At 72.3% G+C, this 18,821-nt stretch carries 21 protein-coding genes; 10 read left to right on the plus strand and 11 right to left on the minus strand.

Annotated features, from left to right (window positions below):
• Positions 1-89: 89 nt before the first annotated feature.
• The 6 genes from AQI88_RS03795 to AQI88_RS03820 all read left to right on the plus strand — a co-directional run bounded on the left by AQI88_RS03795 (position 90) and on the right by AQI88_RS03820 (position 5,829).
• The gene (locus tag AQI88_RS03795; protein ID WP_066991836.1) at positions 90-716 is read left to right on the plus strand and encodes a TetR/AcrR family transcriptional regulator; all 627 of its coding nucleotides are present in this window, start codon (positions 90-92) and stop codon (positions 714-716) included.
• Between the two features lie 313 nt (positions 717-1,029).
• On the plus strand, positions 1,030-2,016 hold the full coding sequence (locus AQI88_RS03800) for a DEDDh family exonuclease (RefSeq protein WP_066993610.1): 987 nt from the start codon (positions 1,030-1,032) through the stop codon (positions 2,014-2,016).
• 93 nt (positions 2,017-2,109) lie between these two features.
• Positions 2,110-2,343, plus strand: a complete 234-nt coding sequence (locus AQI88_RS03805; RefSeq protein ID WP_066991839.1) for a hypothetical protein — start codon at positions 2,110-2,112, stop codon at positions 2,341-2,343.
• 49 nt (positions 2,344-2,392) lie between these two features.
• Positions 2,393-3,199: an SURF1 family cytochrome oxidase biogenesis protein gene (locus tag AQI88_RS03810; protein WP_066991842.1), complete on the plus strand. Its 807-nt coding sequence runs from the start codon at positions 2,393-2,395 to the stop codon at positions 3,197-3,199.
• Positions 3,200-3,283: 84 nt separating this feature from the next.
• Positions 3,284-5,068 carry a glycoside hydrolase family 15 protein gene (locus AQI88_RS03815; RefSeq protein WP_066991845.1) on the plus strand — a complete coding sequence of 595 codons (1,785 nt, stop codon included), beginning with the start codon at positions 3,284-3,286 and terminating at the stop codon, positions 5,066-5,068.
• A 5-nt stretch (positions 5,069-5,073) separates the two neighbouring features.
• Positions 5,074-5,829, plus strand: a complete 756-nt coding sequence (locus AQI88_RS03820) for an SDR family oxidoreductase (RefSeq protein ID WP_066991848.1) — start codon at positions 5,074-5,076, stop codon at positions 5,827-5,829.
• Positions 5,830-5,832: 3 nt separating this feature from the next.
• On the opposite strand, the gene amaP is transcribed toward AQI88_RS03820, so the two are convergent.
• The 5 genes from amaP to AQI88_RS03845 are packed head-to-tail and all read right to left on the minus strand — an operon-like array spanning position 5,833 to position 8,146.
• Positions 5,833-6,414 carry an alkaline shock response membrane anchor protein AmaP gene (gene amaP / locus AQI88_RS03825; RefSeq protein WP_066991852.1) on the minus strand — a complete coding sequence of 194 codons (582 nt, stop codon included), beginning with the start codon at positions 6,412-6,414 and terminating at the stop codon, positions 5,833-5,835.
• Positions 6,415-6,419: 5 nt separating this feature from the next.
• Positions 6,420-7,055: a DUF6286 domain-containing protein gene (locus tag AQI88_RS03830; RefSeq protein WP_066991854.1), complete on the minus strand. Its 636-nt coding sequence runs from the start codon at positions 7,053-7,055 to the stop codon at positions 6,420-6,422.
• Entirely contained in the window at positions 7,052-7,435 is a 384-nt protein-coding gene (locus AQI88_RS03835; protein ID WP_066991858.1) for a hypothetical protein, read from the minus strand. The genes AQI88_RS03830 and AQI88_RS03835 overlap by 4 nt, the downstream gene beginning before the upstream one ends.
• Positions 7,432-7,626, minus strand: coding sequence for a hypothetical protein (locus tag AQI88_RS03840; RefSeq protein WP_066991861.1), 195 nt, complete (start codon positions 7,624-7,626; stop codon positions 7,432-7,434). The genes AQI88_RS03835 and AQI88_RS03840 overlap by 4 nt, the downstream gene beginning before the upstream one ends.
• A gap of 49 nt (positions 7,627-7,675) precedes the next feature.
• The gene (locus AQI88_RS03845; RefSeq protein WP_066991864.1) at positions 7,676-8,146 is read right to left on the minus strand and encodes an Asp23/Gls24 family envelope stress response protein; all 471 of its coding nucleotides are present in this window, start codon (positions 8,144-8,146) and stop codon (positions 7,676-7,678) included.
• 87 nt (positions 8,147-8,233) lie between these two features.
• On the opposite strand from AQI88_RS03845, the gene AQI88_RS03850 reads away from it, so the two are divergent.
• Positions 8,234-8,956, plus strand: a complete 723-nt coding sequence (locus AQI88_RS03850) for a nucleopolyhedrovirus P10 family protein (RefSeq protein WP_066991867.1) — start codon at positions 8,234-8,236, stop codon at positions 8,954-8,956.
• Between the two features lie 84 nt (positions 8,957-9,040).
• On the opposite strand, the gene AQI88_RS03855 is transcribed toward AQI88_RS03850, so the two are convergent.
• The 3 genes from AQI88_RS03855 to AQI88_RS03865 all read right to left on the minus strand — a co-directional run bounded on the left by AQI88_RS03855 (position 9,041) and on the right by AQI88_RS03865 (position 12,128).
• On the minus strand, positions 9,041-9,844 hold the full coding sequence (locus AQI88_RS03855; protein ID WP_066991870.1) for an enoyl-CoA hydratase/isomerase family protein: 804 nt from the start codon (positions 9,842-9,844) through the stop codon (positions 9,041-9,043).
• Between the two features lie 128 nt (positions 9,845-9,972).
• Positions 9,973-10,194 (minus strand): helix-turn-helix domain-containing protein, encoded by a 222-nt coding sequence (locus tag AQI88_RS03860; protein ID WP_023551707.1) that lies wholly within the window; start codon positions 10,192-10,194, stop codon positions 9,973-9,975.
• A gap of 335 nt (positions 10,195-10,529) precedes the next feature.
• A complete protein-coding gene (locus AQI88_RS03865; RefSeq protein ID WP_066991873.1) occupies positions 10,530-12,128 on the minus strand; it encodes an ABC-F family ATP-binding cassette domain-containing protein in 1,599 nt (532 codons plus the stop codon).
• A 288-nt stretch (positions 12,129-12,416) separates the two neighbouring features.
• Here AQI88_RS03865 and AQI88_RS03870 point away from each other — a divergent pair, with 288 nt between their 5' ends.
• Complete coding sequence (locus tag AQI88_RS03870; protein WP_066991878.1) at positions 12,417-12,827, plus strand: VOC family protein; 411 nt, start codon at positions 12,417-12,419, stop codon at positions 12,825-12,827.
• A 24-nt stretch (positions 12,828-12,851) separates the two neighbouring features.
• Here AQI88_RS03870 and AQI88_RS03875 read toward each other — a convergent pair whose 3' ends face one another.
• From AQI88_RS03875 to AQI88_RS03885, 3 genes are all read right to left on the minus strand, one after another.
• A complete protein-coding gene (locus AQI88_RS03875) occupies positions 12,852-14,129 on the minus strand; it encodes a hypothetical protein (protein ID WP_066991881.1) in 1,278 nt (425 codons plus the stop codon).
• Positions 14,130-14,460: 331 nt separating this feature from the next.
• Positions 14,461-15,585 carry an alpha/beta hydrolase gene (locus AQI88_RS03880; RefSeq protein WP_066991884.1) on the minus strand — a complete coding sequence of 375 codons (1,125 nt, stop codon included), beginning with the start codon at positions 15,583-15,585 and terminating at the stop codon, positions 14,461-14,463.
• Between the two features lie 215 nt (positions 15,586-15,800).
• The gene (locus tag AQI88_RS03885; protein WP_066991887.1) at positions 15,801-16,469 is read right to left on the minus strand and encodes a class II aldolase/adducin family protein; all 669 of its coding nucleotides are present in this window, start codon (positions 16,467-16,469) and stop codon (positions 15,801-15,803) included.
• 187 nt (positions 16,470-16,656) lie between these two features.
• On the opposite strand from AQI88_RS03885, the gene AQI88_RS03890 reads away from it, so the two are divergent.
• Entirely contained in the window at positions 16,657-17,415 is a 759-nt protein-coding gene (locus AQI88_RS03890; RefSeq protein ID WP_066991890.1) for a lysozyme, read from the plus strand.
• Positions 17,416-17,558: 143 nt separating this feature from the next.
• Positions 17,559-18,815 (plus strand): inorganic phosphate transporter, encoded by a 1,257-nt coding sequence (locus tag AQI88_RS03895; RefSeq protein WP_066991893.1) that lies wholly within the window; start codon positions 17,559-17,561, stop codon positions 18,813-18,815.
• Positions 18,816-18,821 lie beyond the last annotated feature (6 nt).

Here is an 18,821-nt window from a genome sequence, read left to right on the forward strand (position 1 = left end):
CTTCTCCTGACGGACCGTCACCTGTAACACAGTTACAGCAGACCGCGTGCGGGGTAAATACGCGTGCACCGAGGAGAGTTGGGGGGATCATGCCGAAAGGCACGCTGACCCGGGACGAGGTGCTGGACACCGCCGCGGGCCTGGTGAAGCGGCACGGCCCGCAGGCGCTGACCATGCGGGGGCTCGCCGCCGAGCTGGGCACCGCCGTCACCTCGATCTACTGGCACGTCGGCGGCCGTGAAGCCCTGCTGGACGCCCTGGTGGAGCGGACCGTGGCCGGTCTCGGCGAGATCCGCCCGGCAGGCGGCACACCCGAACAGCGGGTCGTCTCCGTCGCGTGTGCCCTGCGCCGGCAGCTGCGCGACCATCCGCATCTGGTGGCCCTGGTGCACGAGCGCGGGCTGACCGAGCGGATGTTCCTGCCCGCCCAGCAGGTCCTGGTGCGCGAGGCACGCGCGGCGGGACTGCGCGGTGCCCGGGCCGCCGAGTTCGTCCGGGCCGTGCAGTTCCAGGTCGTCGGCCATGTGCTGGTCGAGCGCAACCGCGAGCGCGCCCCGGTGCAGAGCCCGGGCGAGGAGGAGCTGTGGAGCGCCGAGACCACCGGCGCCGACCCGGCCCTGGCCCGTGCGCTGGCCCGCCCGGTGGACACGGAGCGGCTCTTCGTCACCTCCGTACGGGCGCTGGTGGGGGCACTGCTCACACCGAGCGGAACATGACCGGCGGGCTGCCGGCGCCGGGGCGGGGAACCGGCCACCGGGTCCGCGCGCCGACGCCGCCGGGGCACCGGGAGCCCGCGGCGGATGTGGCGGATGACGGCGCCCGTCCGGGTCACGCGGCCGCCAAGAGGGACGCGGCACCTGGTTGCGGCGCCGCGGACGACGCCCGGCCGGCCGCCCGAACTGTCCTGCGGGTCGGCCGCATTGCGGGCACGCACGCGTGTGCGGTGTCCGAGCGGGAGGGCGGGTGCGAAGGGGCGGGGTCGGCCCTGGGGGACGGCGCTGTCAGTCGCGGCCCGTATCCTCAGTGACCATGCTCGAAGACCGTGCGACCGCAGTGTCCTCCCCCACCCAGTGGCCGGCCGCGTATCCGAAGGGATACGCGGTCGTTGACGTGGAGACCACCGGCCTGGCCCGGGACGACCGGATCATCTCCGCCGCCGTCTACCGGCTGGACGCGCGCGGTGAGGTCGAGGACCACTGGTACACCCTGGTCAACCCGGAGCGTGATCCGGGCCCCGTGTGGATACACGGTCTGACGAGCGAGGTGCTCGAAGGGGCGCCGCTCTTCGCGGACGTCGCCGAGGAGTTCGCCGCCCGCCTCGACGACCGGGTGCTGGTCGCGCACAACGCGGTCTTCGACTGGCAGATGATCGCGCGCGAGTACGCGCGCGTGCAGCGTGAGGCGCCGGTGCGGCAGCGGCTGTGCACCATCGCGCTGTCGAAGGAGCTGGGGCTGCCGCTGCCCAACTTCAAGCTGGAGTCGCTGGCGGCCCACTTCGGGGTCGTCCAGCAGCGGGCGCACCACGCGCTGGACGACGCGCGCGTGCTCGCCGAGGCGTTCCGGCCGAGCCTGCGGGCCGCCGCGGCGGGCGGCGTACGGCTGCCGCTGCTGGAGTGCCGGCCGCTGACGGAGTGGGCGCAGACGCCCCGGATCGGCCGGCAGGCGAGCGGGGGATACGGCGGCTACCAGCCGTCCGGCTGGCGCCCGTCCCGGAAGCGGCCGGCCTGCCCCTACCCCAACCCGGGACGGTACGAAGACGGCAAACGCCTCAAACAGGGCATGCGGGTGGCGTTCTCCGGGGACACGTCCACCGAACGGGAGCTGCTGGAGGACCGGGCGACCGAGGCCGGGCTGCACGTGGCGACGAGCCTGTCCCGGCTGACCAGCCTGCTGGTCACCAACGACCCCGACTCGGGCACCTCGAAGGTGGTCAAGGCGCGGCAGTTCGGCACGCCGGTCGTCGACGAGGCCGCCTTCGGGCAGCTGCTGCGGGATGTCGAGCCCGCCGACGGGTGAGCGGACGCAAGGACCCGTACGGACGGGTGATTCATCGCGACTCGCCCGGCGCCCGTCGGCCCGCGGCGCGGGCGACGGCTCACCCTGTGGCGCATGGCGAATTGTGAAGTCTGCGGCAATGACTACGGGATGACCTTCGAGGTCCACGCACAGGGTGCTGTGCACGTGTTCGACTGCTTCTCCTGTGCGATCCACCGCATGGCCCCGGTCTGCGAGCACTGCAAGGTCTCGATCATCGGCCAGGGCGTGGAGGCCGACGGCAGCTTCTACTGCGGCGCCCACTGCGCCCGCGCCGAGGGGAAGGTGGGGATCGTCGACCGAGTGTGACCCGGCACCCGCCCGATCGCACCCCACGACCGAGTTGTACCGTCGTGGGGTGCACCGCTACCGCTTCCTGCTGACCCGCCAGTGGGTGATCCTCACCCTCGTCGCGATCGCGCTGATCCCGACGATGATCAGGCTCGGCTTCTGGCAGCAGCACCGGTACGAGGAGCGCACCGCACGGAACAACCTGGTCTCCGACGCGCTGCACGCCAAGCCGGTCCCGGTCGAACAGCTGACCTCGCCCGGTCACAGCGTGACCCGCACCGAGAAGTACCGCACCGTCACCGCGACCGGCACCTTCGACACCTCCCGGGAGGTCGTGGTCCGGCGCCGGACCAACTCCGACGACGAGGTCGGCTTCCACGTCCTGACCCCGTTCGTCCTGACGGACGGCAAGGTGCTGCTGGTCAACCGCGGCTGGATCCCCGCGAACGGCGTGCAGACCGCCTTTCCCAGGATCCCCGCGCCGCCCGCGGGCCGGGTCACCATCACCGGGCGGCTGAAGGCCGACGAGACCACCGCGGCGAGCGGCATCAAGAACGTCAAGGGCCTGCCGGACCGGCAGATCATGCTGATCAACAGCGCGGAGGAGGCCCGGCGTCTCGGCGCGAAGGTGCTCGGCGGCTACGTCGAGCAGACGGCCCCCGACTCCAAGGGCGGCTCCCCGGAGCAGATCACCGACCCGGGCAGCGAGGACGCCCCGCTGAACTACGCGTACATGATCCAGTGGTGGCTGTTCGCCGCGGGCGTCCCGGTGGGCTGGTGGTTCCTGGTCCGGCGCGAGATCCGCGACCGCGAGGAGGCCGCGGCCGAGGAGAAGCCCGAGGAGACGGAGGAGACGGCGCCGGCCACCGTGTGATCCACGGCCCGGCGCCCCGGGGAAACGTCACTCCCCCGGCGCACCACCTGATTGGCCCCCAGGTTCGGCGGGAAGCCGCATCCCGTGAACGCGCGCATCGAGGACTACGCCCTCATCGGCGACGAACAGACGGCCGCACTGGTCGGCCGGGACGGCTCGATCGACTGGCTGTGCCTGCCCCGCTTCGACTCGGGAGCCTGCTTTGCCCGGCTCCTCGGCAACGAGGACAACGGCCACTGGAGAATCGCGCCGAAGGGCGCGGACACCTGCACGCGCCGCGCCTACCGGCGTGACACCCTCGTCCTCGACACCGAGTGGGAGACCGCCGAGGGCACGGTACGCGTCACCGACCTGATGCCGCAGCGCGACCTCGCCCCCGACGTCGTACGCATCGTGGAGGGCGTCAGCGGGCGCGTCACCGTGCACAGCACGCTCCGCCTGCGCTTCGACTACGGCTCGATCGTGCCGTGGGTGCGCCGCGCCGACGGCCACCGGGTGGCCGTCGCCGGCCCGGACTCGACGTGGCTGCGCTCCGAACCGCCCGTGCACACCTGGGGCGAGCGCATGGCGACGCACTCGGAGTTCACCGTCGCCGAGGGCGAGCGGGTCGCCTTCGTGCTGACCTGGCACCCCTCGCACGAGCCGCGTCCCGCGCTCATCGACCCGTACGAAGCGCTGAGCACCAGCGTCCGGGACTGGCGGCGCTGGACGGCCCGCTGCCGCTACGACGGGCCGCACCGGGAGGCCGTCGTACGGTCCCTGATCACGCTCAAGGCCCTCACCTACGCCCCGACGGGCGGGATCGTCGCCGCGGCCACCACCTCGCTGCCCGAGGAGCTGGGGGGTGTGCGCAACTGGGACTACCGCTACTGCTGGCTGCGCGACTCCACCCTCACCCTCGGCGCCCTGCTGGCCGCGGGCTACCACAAAGAGGCCGAGGCCTGGCGCAACTGGCTGCTGCGCGCGGTCGCGGGCGACCCGGCGGACCTGCAGATCATGTACGGCCTGGCGGGCGAGCGACGGCTGCCGGAGTGGGAGGCGCCCTGGCTGTCCGGCTTCGCCGGGTCCGCGCCCGTACGGGTCGGCAACGGCGCCGTGGAGCAGCTCCAGCTGGATGTGTACGGCGAGGTCATGGACTCGCTGTCGCTGGCCCGCGGCGCGGGTCTGCCCACCAAGCCGCACATGTGGTCGATTCAGCGCGCGCTGATGACGTTCCTGGAGGCGTCGTGGCGGCAGCCCGACGAGGGCCTGTGGGAGGTGCGCGGCGGCCGGCGCCAGTTCGTGCACTCGAAGGTGATGGTGTGGGTGGCCGCGGACCGCGCCGTACAGGCGCTGGAGCAGCACCAGGAGCTGAAGGGCGACCTGGAGCGCTGGCGGGCGATGCGCGACGAGGTGCACCGGGAGGTGTGCGAGCGGGGCTTCGACCCCCGGCGCAACACCTTCACCCAGTACTACGGCTCGCGCGAGCTGGACGCCGCCCTGCTGCTGATCCCGCGTGTCGGTTTCCTTCCGCCCGACGACCCCCGGGTGATCGGCACGGTCGACGCGATCCGCGAGGACCTGGGCCACGGCGGCTTCGTGCGCCGCTACGACACGGACGCCGTCGGCGTCGACGGAATGCCGGGCGGCGAGGGCGCCTTCCTCGCCTGCTCGTTCTGGCTCGCCGACGCCCTGCACATGACCGGCCGCACGGACGAGGCCCGGGACCTGTTCGAGCGGCTGGCGGGCCTCACCAACGACGTGGGACTGCTGGCCGAGGAGTACGACCCGGAACTGGGCTGCCAGGTGGGCAACTATCCGCAGGCGTTCAGCCACATCGCGCTGGTGAACACCGCCCTCACGCTGTTCGGGGGCGAGGGGGCAGGATAGGGACCATGGATCTTGGACTGAAGGACCGGGTGTACGTCGTCACGGGCGCCACGCGCGGGCTGGGCAACGCCGCAGCGCGGGAACTGGTCGCCGACGGGGCGAAGGTGGTCATCACCGGCCGTGACGAGAAGCGGGTCGCCGACGCGGCCGCCGAACTGGGCCCGAACGCGCTGGGCGTGGCCGTCGACAACTCCGAGGCGGGGGCGCCGGAGCGGCTGATCGCGGCCGCCCGGGAGCACTTCGGCGGCTTCCACGGCGTTCTCGTCAGCGTCGGCGGGCCGCCGCCCGGGTTCGTCGCCGACAACACGGACGAGCAGTGGCGGGGCGCGTTCGAGTCGGTGTTCCTCGGCGCGGTACGGGTCGCTCGCGCGGCGGCGGCCGAGCTGGAGACGGGCGGGGTCATCGGATTCGTCCTGTCCGCGTCGGTGCACGAGCCGATTCCGGGGCTGACGATCTCCAACGGGCTGCGGCCGGGGCTTGCCGGGTTCGCCAAGTCGATCGCCGATGAGCTGGGGCCGCGCGGGATTCGGGTCGTGGGGCTGCTGCCGTCGCGTATCGACACGGACCGCGTGCGGGAGCTCGACGGGATGTCCGCGGATCCCGAGGCCACTCGGGCGGCCAATGAGTCGCGGATCCCGTTGCGCCGGTACGGGGCGCCCGAGGAGTTCGGGCGGGTTGCGGCCTTCTTGTTGTCGCCGGCTGCGTCGTACTTGACGGGGATCATGGTGCCTGTGGACGGCGGGATGAGGCACGGGTTCTGAGCGTCAACTCACCCTCTCCGCACGGTGTTTGACTGCCCTCAGCCGTACCTCCGCCGGAAGTGACGCCAAGCCTGCCGACTCCCGGGCGTGGGTCAGGGCCCGGGCGGTGAAGTCGCTCAGTGAGGTGCCGGGGTCCACATGCGGCTCCAGCTGAAGCCGGGCCCGTACCGCAGGAGTCGTACGGCGGCCCGTCAGGAGGATCTCGGTGTGGGCCACCCCCTCCTGCCGGGCGGCGTCTGCGGCCAGGGCGGACTCCAGGGTCCCGCCCCGCAGCAGGGCGCCCTCGCCGTCGCCGGTGTCGACCAGGACCTCGGTCAGCCGGCGCCGGCGCAGGACGGCGGTGAGCCACCACAGGGCGAGCACGACGAGAACGGCCAGGGCCGCGATGACCGCCGGCCACCACCAGACGGTGTCCCGCCGACGGGTGCGCTCGGCCTGGCTGAGCAGCACGTCGTGCGGGCCGGAGTGGATCCACCAGTGCGGCGGCGGTGCGCCCAGGCCCACGGCCAGCACCGAGCCGCCGAGGGCGAGCAGCAGCAGGCCCACGAGGGCGAGCAGGACGCGGTTGACGGCACCGTTGCGCATCCGCCTCACCCTTTCCGTCCGGGCCGTCGGACGTGCACCGACAGCGCGGGCGGGCGGGCCAGCCCGAGCCCCCGGACCGTGTCGGCGAGCACCACGTCCAGATCGGCGTGCACGTCGTCCAGGTCGCGGAAGTGCGAGACCGCGCGGACGTCGGCCTTCTTCCGACGCATCCGCACCCGTACCGCCCGTACGCCGGAGACGTCCATGGCCCGGTCGCGCAGCACCAGCGCGGCCGCCTCGCGCCGGAGTCCGGCGCGGACGTCAAGGTGCGGGCGCCGCATGGGCAGCAACTCCCGCAGGCCGGGCGTGACGGCGAGCACGATCAGCCACAGGCCGACGGCTGCGGCGATGCCCGCTCCGACCAGCACCCAGGTGTCGTCCAGGGGGCGCTCGGCGAGCTGCCGGGCCAGTGCGCGGCGCCAGTGCATCGCGGGACGGTGGGCGCGGACGGCGGCGATGTCGTACAGGAGGACACCCGCGCCCGCCAGCAGGAGCAGGGCGACGATGCCCGCCGGGACGCGGCGCGCCGACCAGAAGCGGCCGCTGCTCTCGGGGAGCAGGGGCGGTAGGGCGGTGGGGGTCTTGTCGAGGACCGGCAGTCGCTGGGTGGTGGTGCCCTCGGGTGGCCGGGGCTCGCTCATGGCGTCCTCCCGTGTGGCGCGCCGGGTGCCGGTGTCAGATGCAGCCGCTCGACCTGGACGACGACCTCCGGCACCTCCATGCTCACCCATGCGCCTACCCGCTCCATGACTTGGCGACGCACGGCGGCGCAGCGGGTGCCGAGGTCGCAGGGATAGCCGAGTTCGAGATGGACGCGGACGCGGGCCGTTTGCCGGTACACGACGACCGTGGCGTGCGGGGCCGCGGCGCCCGCGGGCAGCGGGGCGAGTGCCTCGCGTGCGGCCTGCGCGGCGATCTTCGCGACGACCCGGTCGGCGATCCGGGTGGCGCCGCGCTCGCCCGGCAGCACCGGCTCCAGGGACGGGCGCACCGTGCCGGTCTCCGCGCTCACGGCGGTCACCGCCGCCGGTCGCGCCGGTCGCCGCGGGTACGGAAGAACTCGCCGACTTCCAGATCACCCTCCGCGAACCGGCCGACGACGAACCCGACGGCTCCCAGCGCCGCCACCAGCAGGAAGGCTCCGAACCCGCCGAAGTACCCGGCGAAACCCAGCGCCATTCCGGCGATCATGCCGACCAGGGCCATGCTCATGCAGCGCTCCTCAGCTCGTCAGGCAGGCGGCGTCCGGCGCCGCGATGCCTCACTGGATCCGGGGCTCCGGCTCCTCTTCCTCTTCTTCGGGCAGCTTGACGTCGCTCACGGCGATGTTGACCTCGACGACCTCCAGTCCGGTCATGCGTTCCACGCCGGCGATCACGTTCTCCCGTACCGCGCGGGCGACGTCGGCGATGGACACGCCGTAGTCCACGACGATCTCCAGGTCGAGCGCCGTCTGGACCTCGCCGACCTCGGCCTTCACACCCCGGGTCACCGACTTCGAGCCGCCCGGCACCCGGTCGCGCACGGCTCCGAGGGTGCGGGAGAGTCCGCCGCCCATGGCGTGTACGCCGACGACGTCCCGGGCGGCCATTCCGGCGATCTTTTCCACGACCCCGTCGGCGATGGTCGTCCGGCCACGGGTCGCCGGGTCCCCGCCGCCGCGCCGGGTGGTCTTGCGAGTCGACACCTGGGGTTCGTTGTCACCGTCTGAGGTCGTCGTCATCTCGGTCATCGCCGTACGTCCCTCTCGGTCGTCGTCCTTCGACCACCGTAAGCAAGGTTGCGCGGTTGCGCGCCGGATGTGCGGCAGGCTGGAGGAATGACGGCGGACCGGTGGGCACAGGGAGTACGGCATCAGCTGGGTCTCGGCAGGCTGCTGCCGCTCGGCGGCCCGCGCGACGGGGCGTGGATCGCGGAGGCGGCGGCCGTAGCGGTGCTGGGACACGCGGCAGCAGGAGTGCCGGGTGCGCGGCTGGGCGCGCTGCGGATCACGCTCGCCGATCCGCTGGACGTCCCCGAGCCGGTCGTACCGGCCCCGCCGAGCGCGCTGCCGCCGGGCGCGCTGCGGGTGACGGCGGACTTCGCCGCCACGGCGGCCGAGCCGTTGCCCACGACGGCGTCCCGGCTGCGGCAGGCCCTGGCGACGGCCGCAGCGGAGCGGCTGGGCCTGGCGGTCGCCGAGGTGGACCTGCGGGTGACGGACCTGCTGGATCCGGCGGACGGGCAGGCTACGCAGGCACCTGCACCGCAGCCGCCGCCCGCCCGGGAACCCACGCATCCGGACGAGTCCCGCGTGAGCGCCGCCGCGCTCTGCGTCCCCGGGGTGACCCAGCTGACGGGCTCACTCGGCGGCCTGGGACGTGCGGTGCACATCGAGGAACGCACAGGCGACACGTCACTCCCTCACCGCCACGTCCGGGTGGAGGTGGCGGTGGGAACGGACTACCGAGCCGTGGACGTGGCCCGACAGGTGCGCGCGACCGTACGAGACACACTGGAGGACCACCCGACGGTGGCGGTACTGGTCACGAGCGTGGGCTGAACGCCCTCCCGCTGTGGGCAGTCGTTCCGCAGGGCGGAACGAGTGGCACAGCGACCAACGCCGGGGGCCTGCCCAGCGCAGAGTTCATTCGCCCACGCCGGCCAAGTCCCGCAACCGCCGAGCCTGAGCGGCACGCTCAGCCGCACGCTGCTCCTCATACGTACGACCGACCGCACCCCGCAACAACGCCTTCGTCTCCACCACCGCATCCCGCGGCGCAGCCAACAGCGCCCCGGCCAAGTCCCGCACCGCACCGTCGAGTTCCCCGGCGGGCACCGCGAGGTTGGCCAGCCCGGAGGCCACCGCCTCCTCGGCCTGCACGAAGCGCCCGGTGACACAGATCTCGAGCGCGCGGGCGTACCCGACCAGTCCGACCAGCGGATGCGTGCCGGTCAGGTCGGGGACGATGCCGAGGCTGGTCTCGCGCATGGCGAACTGCACGTCGTCCGCGACGACTCGCAGGTCGCAGGCGAGCGCGAGCTGGAACCCGGCACCGATGGCGTGCCCCTGGACAGCAGCGACGGACACGATGTCGTTCCGCCGCCACCAGGTGAACGCGTCCTGGTATCCGGCGATGGCGGCGTCGAGCCCGGCGTCGTCACGGCGCGCGAGTTCGGTGAAGGTCGGCTCGCCCGGGATCCCCTCCGGGGTGAACATCTGCCGGTCCAGCCCGGCGGAGAAGGACTTGCCCTCGCCACGCAGCACGACGACACGGACGGAGCCCGGCAGCAGCCGACCCGCCTCGGCGAGCGCCCGCCACAGAGCGGGGCTCTGCACGTTGCGCTTGGCCGGGTTGGTCAGCGTCACCGTGGCGAGCGCGTCGTCGACGGTGAGCCGTACGCCGTCCTTGTCGAGTACAGGAGCGAGGTCCTGGTCAGGCGAAGCCATGGGGCGCCTCCGATGAGTGCAGTCATCACGCATTGCCGTACGGCATGCTAAGTGACTGCACAGTAACCACCCGGCCGATCAGACAACCGACCGGGTGGCCACCATCGAAGCCGGTGGACCGCCCGGAGTCAGACCGAGGCGGCTTTCTTGCCCCGGGTCGCTCCGCCGCGCCCACGTAGCACGACACCCGACTCGGTGAGCATCCGGTGTACGAAGCCATACGAGCGGCCGGTCTCCTCGGCCAGCGCCCGGATGCTCGCACCGGAGTCGTACTTCTTCTTCAGGTCTGCCGCGAGCTTGTCGCGCGCGGCGCCGGTCACCCGGCTGCCCTTCTTCAGAGTCTCGGCCACCCGTGCCTCCTCATGGGAAGTGCGCTCTGGTCTCCTCATGATCACCCCTCCGGGGCGTGATGGCCACCCATTCGGCAAGGTCCGTGAGACATCGTTGTGACGACAGGAGCACATCCCCACAAGCGGAATCTGCGATTCCAGAGCGGTGTGTCCGCAGAGCCGAACGGGTGGATTCGCGAAGTGCCAGGTCAGGGACGCGAGGCGGCCGATCCCTTGGGGGTCAAGGGATCGGCCGCGAAATCGATGTACGACACACCTCGATACGAGGAGATCTCACACAGATGATGGATCACGGATCGGCCGAATGATCCATACGCAGTGGATCAGGCTTTCGGTCACGCCAGGGCGACGAGATCCGCGTAGTCGGAGCCCCACAGGTCCTCGACACCGTCCGGCAGCAGGATGATCCGCTCGGGCTGGAGCGCCTCGACGGCGCCCTCGTCGTGGGTGACGAGGACGACCGCGCCCTTGTAGGTGCGCAGCGCGCCGAGGATCTCCTCGCGGCTGGCGGGGTCGAGGTTGTTCGTCGGCTCGTCCAGGAGCAGCACGTTCGCCGAGGAGACGACCAGGGTGGCGAGGGCGAGCCGGGTCTTCTCACCGCCGGAGAGGACGCCGGCGGGCTTGTCGACGTCGTCACCGGAGAACAGGAACGAGCCCAGCACCTTGCGGACCTCGACCAGGTCCATGTCCGGGGCGGCCGAGCGCATGTTCTCCAGAACCGTGCGGTCGGCGTCCAGGGTCTCGTGCTCCTGGGCGTAGTAGCCGAGCTTGAGGCCGTGGCCGGGGACGACCTCGCCGGTGTCGGGCTGCTCCACCCCGCCGAGCAGACGCAGCAGGGTGGTCTTGCCGGCGCCGTTGAGGCCGAGGATGACGACCCTCGACCCCTTGTCGATGGCCAGGTCGACGTCGGTGAAGATCTCCAGCGAGCCGTACGACTTCGACAGGCCCTCGGCCATCAGCGGAGTCTTGCCGCAGGACGCGGGCTCCGGGAAACGGAGCTTGGCGACCTTGTCGGACTGGCGGACCGCCTCCAGGCCGGAGAGCAGCTTGTCGGCGCGGCGGGCCATGTTCTGCGCGGCGACCGTCTTGGTGGCCTTGGCACGCATCTTGTCGGCCTGCGCGTTGAGCTGGGCGGCCTTCTTCTCGGCGTTGGCGCGCTCGCGCTTGCGGCGCTTCTCGTCGGCCTCGCGCTGCTGCTGGTAGAGCTTCCAGCCCATGTTGTAGACGTCGATCGTTGAACGATTCGCATCGAGGTAGAAGACCTTGTTGACGACCGTCTCGACCAGGTCGACGTCGTGGGAGATCACGATGAAGCCGCCGCGGTAGGTCTTCAGGTAGTCGCGCAGCCAGATGATCGAGTCCGCGTCGAGGTGGTTGGTCGGCTCGTCGAGCAGCAGCGTGTCGGCGTCCGAGAACAGGATGCGGGCCAGCTCGATACGGCGGCGCTGACCGCCGGAGAGCGTGTGCAGGGGCTGGCCGAGCACCCGGTCGGGGAGGTTCAGTGCGGCGGCGATGGTGGCGGCCTCGGCCTCGGCGGAGTACCCGCCCTTGGTGAGGAACTCGGTCTCCTGGCGCTCGTACTGCTTGAGGGCCTTCTCGCGGGTGCCGCCCTTGCCGTTGGCGATGCGCTCTTCGTTCTCGCGCATCTTGCGGATCAGCACGTCCAGGCCGCGCGCGGAGAGGATGCGGTCGCGGGCGAGGACGTCGAGGTCGCCGGTGCGGGGGTCCTGCGGGAGGTAGCCGACCTCGCCGGAGCGGGCGATCTGGCCTGCGGCCGGGATGCCCTCTCCGGCCAGGCACTTGGTCAGGGTGGTCTTGCCGGCGCCGTTGCGGCCGACCAGGCCGATACGGTCACCCTTGGCGATACGGAAAGTGGCGCTCTCGATGAGGACGCGCGCACCGGCGCGCAGCTCGATACCGGAGGCGGAGATCACGGACAGACTCCAGGGCGGGTGGATTGGCGGGATGGGCGGCTGAGGACGTTCCCGCCGTCTAATGCGCGAGGAGAATGGCCATGCGGACAAGTCTAACGGGGCCGTGCAAGCTGTTTTTCTACGTCCATGCGTTCGGACCGGCTGCTCCGGGCGACGCGCGGAGGGTGACGTGACGTACAGCACGCCCGGACCGGGAGGCACGGCTGGGCGGCTTCGCACGAGGCGTTGTCAGTGGGGGCTGCAAGACTCGAAGCCACGGCGCAACCGACGCACGAAGGAGTGATCGGCATGGCAGGCACGGGCGGACGGCCGAGCATCTACCCGACGCTGCTGTACGCGGACGCGAAGGCGGCGATCAAGCAGCTCACGGAGGCCTTCGGCTTCACCGAGCTGTCGGTGTACGAAGGGGCGGACGGCACGGTGATACATGCCGAGCTGGTCCAGGGCAACGGCGCGGTGATGGTCGGCTCCAAGGGCCGCGGCGGCCTGTTCGACGCGGCGATGAAGGACGCGGGTCCCGCGGGGGTGTACATCGTCGTGGACGACGTGGACGCCCACCATGACCAGGCCGTCGAGCACGGCGTGGAGATCCTGATGCCCCCGACGGACCAGGACTACGGCTCGCGTGACTACATGGCCCGGGACGCCGAGGGCAACATCTGGAGCTTCGGGACGTACGCCCCCGAGATCGGCGCCTGAGCGGCCCGGTCCCACCGGCCGCGGCTATCCGCCGGTGTGCACCTGGAAGGCGGCCCGGCGCACGGCCTTGGCCAGGGCGGGGTCGGGGTGGGCTGCGGCGAGCGCGACCAGGACCTGCACGGTGCGCGGGTGGCCGACGGCGCGGACCTCGTCCAGCAGCACGGGGACGGTGGGCTGCACCGCGGCCTCCAGGTGCCGTACCAGCATCGCGGTCTCGCCATGGTCGGCGACGGCGGCGGCGGTGTCGACCCACAGCCAGGTGGCCTCTTCCCGGGTGAGGACCTCGTGGGCGTCCTCGGGGTCGATGCCGTCGTGCTCGGCGAGCCACAGCAGGGCGTACGGCCTCAGGGCCGGCTCGTCCACGACGGAGCGTACGTCGGGCTCGGCGGGGGCACCGACGACGCGCAGCGCCTCGAAGGCGAGACCGCGCAGCAGGGCGTCCTCACCACGGGCGGCGCCGAGCAGTTCGGTGACGGCACTGCCGACGGGGCGGGCGGCGAGCCAGGCGCGGTACTCGGCGCGGGCGGCGTTGGGACGCAGCTGCGCGCAGCCGCGGAGCATGTCCTCGGCGGACTGCTCGATGTTGCCGGCGGGGCTCTGTGCGGCCACGCAGATCTGCTCCAGCTTGACCCAGACCGCCCAGCTGCCCAGCGGGGTGAGGGTGGCCTGGCCGTCGCCGGAGGTCAGGGCGCCGACGGAGGCGAGGGCCTTGACGGCCCAGTCGAGGAGGGGGGCGAGCGGGGTGTCCCCGGCAGGAGCGGGTTCCGCCGGGCTCAGAGTCTCCGCGGGCCCCGCGGAGTCGGCGGCGCCCGGCCCGTAGGGGACCTCGCAGCGCTCGGTGCGCAGTTCGGTGACCCGCTGCTGGAGCAGGTCGAGCAGCTGCTCGACCGGGACGGGACCGGCGGACAGCTGGAGGAAGGAGAGCACCTGGGGCATCGCCGAGACGACCTCGGCCACGGCGGCGGGCTCCGGGCCGGCCGGTTCCGGGCAGGCGAGCGACCAGGCGTCGAAGAGGGCGACCCAGCCGCGCAGTACGGCGCTGTCGTCGCGGTCCCAGGCGCGCAGCCGCCAGCCGGGGCGCGCGCTGTCCCCGTGCACCTCGATGAGTCCCGCGAGGCGGGCGGTGTCCCAGTCGGCGCGGACCTGAGCGGCGCTCAGGCCGAGGTCGGTTGCGGCGCGTTCCGCGGTCGCGTCGGAGAGGGTGGCCTTGCCGTCGGTGGTGGCGCTGTCCCGGCCGGGACCGAGAGCGGCGTCGGCCCAGCGGGCGACGCGGACCGCGCCGGCCAGACCGGTCCGCGCCATTCTGGCCAGCTCGCCAGGGGCCGGGGTGCCCTCCGGTGGCCGGGGGGCGGGGCGGCGCGGGCGCCGCTGGTTCACAGCTCGGGGGGCGGCGGCCAGGGGTCGCGGTCGGACGAGTCGAAGCCTGGAGTCGCGCGGGATACGGGACGTCACGGGTGCAGTCTTCCGGTTGACGGTCCGAAAACCCAAACGGAATGTCACGGGGGGCGACGGGGCTGGCCAACGCACCGGGTCCGGTGCCGGGCGAGGAGACATCTTCAGGCCAGTCGTACAGCCTTAAACGGAACGGCTGGAACCGGGGCTTCCGACTTGCACGGCGGGATCGGGGGCGCGGTCACATCAGGGGGGTCAGGAACCGGCGCAGGCGTTCCTCGTACCCCTTGGGGTCCGCATTCCACATCGCCGCGTGCGGGGCCCCGGGCACCGTGTGCAGGGCAACGCGGTCGGGGCGGCGGGCGGCGAGGCGGCGGGAGTACTCCCACGGGGCGACCGTGTCGTCCGGGCCGTGGATGATCAGAGTGGGTACGGCGAGCCGCTCCGAGTCGGCCTCGGCGTGCCGGTCGGCCTGCAGCCCGGCCCGGCCCTGCGCGGCCCGCACCGCGAGCGGCAGCAGCGGCTCCGGAGTGTGGCGGGCCTGGGCGAGGGCGCGCAGGGTGGCCGGCCAGCTGAGCACCGGGGAGTCGAGGACGAGCCCGGCGACGCGCTCGCGCACGGCGGAGTGCTCGGCGGCCCGCAGGGCCATGGTGGCGCCGGTGGACCAGCCGAGGAGGATGACCCGGCGGGCGCCGTAGCGGACGGCGTAGCGGATCGCCGCGTCGACATCGCGCCATTCGGTCTCGCCGAGGTGGCCCAGCCCGTCCGGCGGGCGCGGGGCGCCGAGGTCGCCGCGGTAGGCGAGGGCGAGGACCGGCAGGCGGCGGCCGTGCAGGAACGCCATGACGTTCATGGCCTGCTCGCGGGTGGTGCCGAGGCCGTGTACCGCGATCACCCAGGTGTCCCGGAAGCCGGGCACGAACCAGGCGGGCAGGGCACCGAGTTCACCGGGTATGTCGATGTCGGCATGGTCGAGGCCGAGGGCGGCGCCCGGATTGCCGACGTACAGGTTCGGGGTGAGCCAGACGGCGTCGCCGGGGGCGAGGGTGCCGTGCGTGACGCGTACGAGACGGCGTACGACGGTGTCGGCGGTGTGCTCGGCCGCCTCCAGGACGGGGCCGACGACCGCGTGGGAGCCGTCACCGGCGAGACCGTAGGTGCCGGGGCGCAGGGAGGCCAGGTCGCGGGTGAGCGCGATCCGTCCTGCGGCGGTGCCGTGCACGGTGAGCCGGGGTTCGGTGGGCAGGGGGCGGCCCGCGGGCGCCTTCAGCGCGGCGTCGCTGGCGAGACGGCCGGCGGCCACGGATGCCGCGCCGGCGGCCAGGACCGCGGTGAGTGCGGCGGCGGTCGCTTTGACGGTGCGCACGGGTCCAGTGTCGTGGCGGTCCGGGCCGACGGCCAGCGGAGGGCTGAGCGGAGCCGAAGTCCGGCGTGCGGCACGGGACGGAGAGGACGTGTGGCGCGGGACGAAGAGAAGATGCGGGACAAAGAGAAGAGGGGTGCGCGCCGGTCCGGCACCGCCCTGCGGCCACACGGCGACTCACGGAGCCGCCTCGGAGAAAGCCGCAGGCTCAGCGGGAGTCACCTCCGTTGGCCGTACTCCTTCAAACGTGCCCCGGCCTCTCCCATCTGTTCCTCCGTCAGAAGGGAGGGCGCCAGTCCCGGTACCGCGGATGCCGTCAGCCACAGGTGGCACATCCACTCCAGCTGGGCGGTGCGGTCGTAGGCCTGGTCGAGGGTGGTCCCGTAGGTGATCATGCCGTGGTTCCGCAGGAGGCAGCCGGAGCGGCCGGCGAGGGCGCGGAGCATGTTCTCGGCCAGTTCGTCCGTGCCGTAGGTCGCGTAGGGGGCGACCCGGACGGGGCCGCCCATGGCTCCGGCCATGTAGTGGATCGGGGGCAGCTCGGTCAGGAGGGTGGAGACGGCCGTGGCGTGCACCGCATGGGTGTGGACGACGGCGCGGGCGTCGGTGGTGCGGTAGACGGCGAGGTGCATGGGCAGTTCGCTGGTCGGCACGAGCGTGCCGAGCACCTGCCGCCCGTCGAGGTCGACGCCGGTGATGTCGTCCGGGGTCAGCCGGTCGTAGGGCACGCCCGAAGGGGTGACCAGCACGAGGTCCCCGACGCGCGCCGACACGTTGCCGGAGGTGCCGACGACCAGCCCGTCGGCGACGGTCCGGCGGGCCGTCGCGACCACCCCCTCCCAGGCGCGTGCCTCTGCCACTTCCGGATCCCGCCGCTGTTCAGCCATGCGGGGATCCTGCCAGCCGGCCCGGCGTCGAGCGGTCCGCCGTCAAGGATCGGGCCTGAAATCGTACGCCCGAACGGGGGAACATCACCTTGAAAACAATCAAATAAGCGTGTATTGGCGATCACCGGGCATTTAATGATCTTCCTCGCTCGCCGGACGACGTTCCGCCTCCACTCCAGGGGGACACATGGCCCGTGACCGCACACCTTCCCGTCGCCGCGCGGCTCTCCTCGCGGCAACAGCCGCGGCGACGCTCGCCCTCGCCGGCACGGCGGCCGCCTCCGCGGGGCCGTCGGTGTCCGCGGCCGGGCTGCCCCGAGGACACGACGTGTCGTCCTACCAGAGTCATGTCGACTGGCCGGCCGCCCGGTCGGACGGCGCACGGTTCACCTACGTCAAGGCGACCGAGTCCACGACCTACCGCAATCCCCTTTTCGACCAGCAGTACGACGGCGCCCGCCAGGCGGGCCTGGTCCACGGCGCGTACCACTTCGCACTGCCCGACAAGTCCTCGGGCGCCGAGCAGGCCGAGTACTTCGTACGGCACGGCGGCGGCTGGCGGGCGGACGGCTGGACGCTGCCGCCCGCGCTCGACATCGAGTACAACCCGTACGACGAGAAGCACCCGTGCTACGGGCTGGGCTGGAAGCGGATGGTCCGCTGGATCCGGTCCTTCAGCGACGAGGTCGAGCGGACGACCGGCCGCCGCCCGGTGATCTACACCACCGCCGAATGGTGGGACGCCTGCACCGGTGACAGCCGCGCGTTCGCCTCGGACCACCCCCTGTGGATCGCCCGTCACGGCACGTCGGAGCCGGGATCGCTGCCGGGCGGCTGGCCCTCCTGGACCTTCTGGCAGTACGGCACCCAGGGGGGCCTGCTGGGTGACACGAATCTCTTCAACGGGCCGCCGAGCCGGCTGCGGGCCTTCGCGCGAGGCCGGTAGCCAAGGGGCGCCTGGGGCGTCAGATGCGAGCGGAACCCCAATCCCCCACTCTCGACACCCTCAAGCCCGCCTCAGTTCATCTTCCGTTCACCCAGGTTGCCTACGGTCCAACAGCCAATGACCTCGAACGATTGCCTGGGTAAATGGAAAGCTTCTCGCTGATCCTCGCGATTGTGGTGGTAACCGCACTCGCGTTCGATTTCACGAACGGTTTCCACGACACCGCCAACGCGATGGCCACGACCATCTCGACCGGTGCGCTCAAGCCCAAGGTCGCGGTGGCCATGTCCGCCGCACTCAACCTTGTAGGCGCTTTCCTCTCCGTGGAGGTCGCCAACACGATCTCCAAGGGTCTCGTCGACGAGAACGGCATACGCCCCGAAGTCATATTCGCCGCCCTGGTCGGCGCCATCCTCTGGAACCTGCTGACCTGGCTGGTGGGACTGCCCTCCAGCTCCTCGCACGCCCTGATGGGCGGCCTGGTCGGCGCCACCGTCGCCTCCGCGGGCTTCGGCGCCGTCCACGGTGACGTCCTGGTCACCAAGGTCCTGCTCCCGGCGGTCGCCGCCCCGATCGTGGCCGGACTCGCCGCGATGCTCGCCACCCGGTTCTCGTACGGCATCGGCCGCAACGCCGGGGGCGAGGCCACCCGCAAGGGCTACCGCGCCGGGCAGATCGCCTCCGCCGGCCTGGTCTCCCTGGCCCACGGCACCAACGACGCGCAGAAGACGATGGGCATCATCACCCTCGCGTTGATCGCGGGCGGTGCGATCGCCCCCGGCTCCAACCCTCCCACCTGGGTGATCCTCTCCGCGGGCCTGGCCATCGCGCTCGGCACCTACATCGGCGGCTGGCGCATCATCCGCACCATGGGCAAGGGGCTGACCGACCTCGAGCCGCAGCAGGGCTTCGCCGCCCAGACCAGTGCGGCCACGGCCATCCTGGCCTCGTCCCACCTGGGCTTCTCCCTCTCCACCACCCATGTCGTCTCCGGCTCGGTGATGGGTGCGGGCCTCGGCCGCAAGGGCGGTGTGGTCCGCTGGTCCACCGCGACCCGCATGTTCGCCGCCTGGGCGCTCACCCTCCCGGCCGCCGCGCTGGTCGGCGCGGGCGCCGAGTCCGTCACGGACCTGGGTGACTGGGGCACCGCGGCCGTCGCCGTCTTCCTCGTCGGCGCCAGCGCCGTGATCTGGAAGATCTCCCGTCGCGAGGTCGTCGACCACACCGACGTCGCCCCCGACGACGCTGCTGAGCCGGCCGGCGTGGTGACCACCGCCATCGCCGCGGTGACCCCGCCCCCCGCGGGCACCGTCACCGAGAACCTGACGGCCACGATCCCGGCCCCGGCCACCGACCCGGCCCCTGCGGCTCCGGCGGCCCCGCCGGCCGCCGCGGTCTGACCCGAG

Origin of the sequence: Streptomyces cellostaticus, assembly GCF_001513965.1 — a bacterium.
Taxonomy (GTDB): Bacteria; Actinomycetota; Actinomycetes; order Streptomycetales; family Streptomycetaceae; genus Streptomyces; species Streptomyces cellostaticus.

Bases quoted from the DNA above. Each gene is read 5' to 3' on its own strand.
- AQI88_RS03795 (WP_066991836.1), top strand. From the start codon at position 90: ATGCCGAAAGGCACGCTGACCCGGGACGAGGTGCTGGACACCGCCGCG.
- AQI88_RS03800 (WP_066993610.1), top strand. From the start codon at position 1,030: ATGCTCGAAGACCGTGCGACCGCAGTGTCCTCCCCCACCCAGTGGCCG.
- AQI88_RS03805 (WP_066991839.1), top strand. From the start codon at position 2,110: ATGGCGAATTGTGAAGTCTGCGGCAATGACTACGGGATGACCTTCGAG.
- AQI88_RS03820 (WP_066991848.1), top strand. From the start codon at position 5,074: ATGGATCTTGGACTGAAGGACCGGGTGTACGTCGTCACGGGCGCCACG.
- amaP (WP_066991852.1), bottom strand. From the start codon at position 6,414: ATGCGCAACGGTGCCGTCAACCGCGTCCTGCTCGCCCTCGTGGGCCTG.
- AQI88_RS03830 (WP_066991854.1), bottom strand. From the start codon at position 7,055: ATGAGCGAGCCCCGGCCACCCGAGGGCACCACCACCCAGCGACTGCCG.
- AQI88_RS03840 (WP_066991861.1), bottom strand. From the start codon at position 7,626: ATGAGCATGGCCCTGGTCGGCATGATCGCCGGAATGGCGCTGGGTTTC.
- AQI88_RS03845 (WP_066991864.1), bottom strand. From the start codon at position 8,146: ATGACCGAGATGACGACGACCTCAGACGGTGACAACGAACCCCAGGTG.
- AQI88_RS03850 (WP_066991867.1), top strand. From the start codon at position 8,234: ATGACGGCGGACCGGTGGGCACAGGGAGTACGGCATCAGCTGGGTCTC.
- AQI88_RS03855 (WP_066991870.1), bottom strand. From the start codon at position 9,844: ATGGCTTCGCCTGACCAGGACCTCGCTCCTGTACTCGACAAGGACGGC.
- AQI88_RS03870 (WP_066991878.1), top strand. From the start codon at position 12,417: ATGGCAGGCACGGGCGGACGGCCGAGCATCTACCCGACGCTGCTGTAC.
- AQI88_RS03875 (WP_066991881.1), bottom strand. From the start codon at position 14,129: ATGGCGCGGACCGGTCTGGCCGGCGCGGTCCGCGTCGCCCGCTGGGCC.
- AQI88_RS03885 (WP_066991887.1), bottom strand. From the start codon at position 16,469: ATGGCTGAACAGCGGCGGGATCCGGAAGTGGCAGAGGCACGCGCCTGG.
- AQI88_RS03890 (WP_066991890.1), top strand. From the start codon at position 16,657: ATGGCCCGTGACCGCACACCTTCCCGTCGCCGCGCGGCTCTCCTCGCG.
- AQI88_RS03895 (WP_066991893.1), top strand. From the start codon at position 17,559: ATGGAAAGCTTCTCGCTGATCCTCGCGATTGTGGTGGTAACCGCACTC.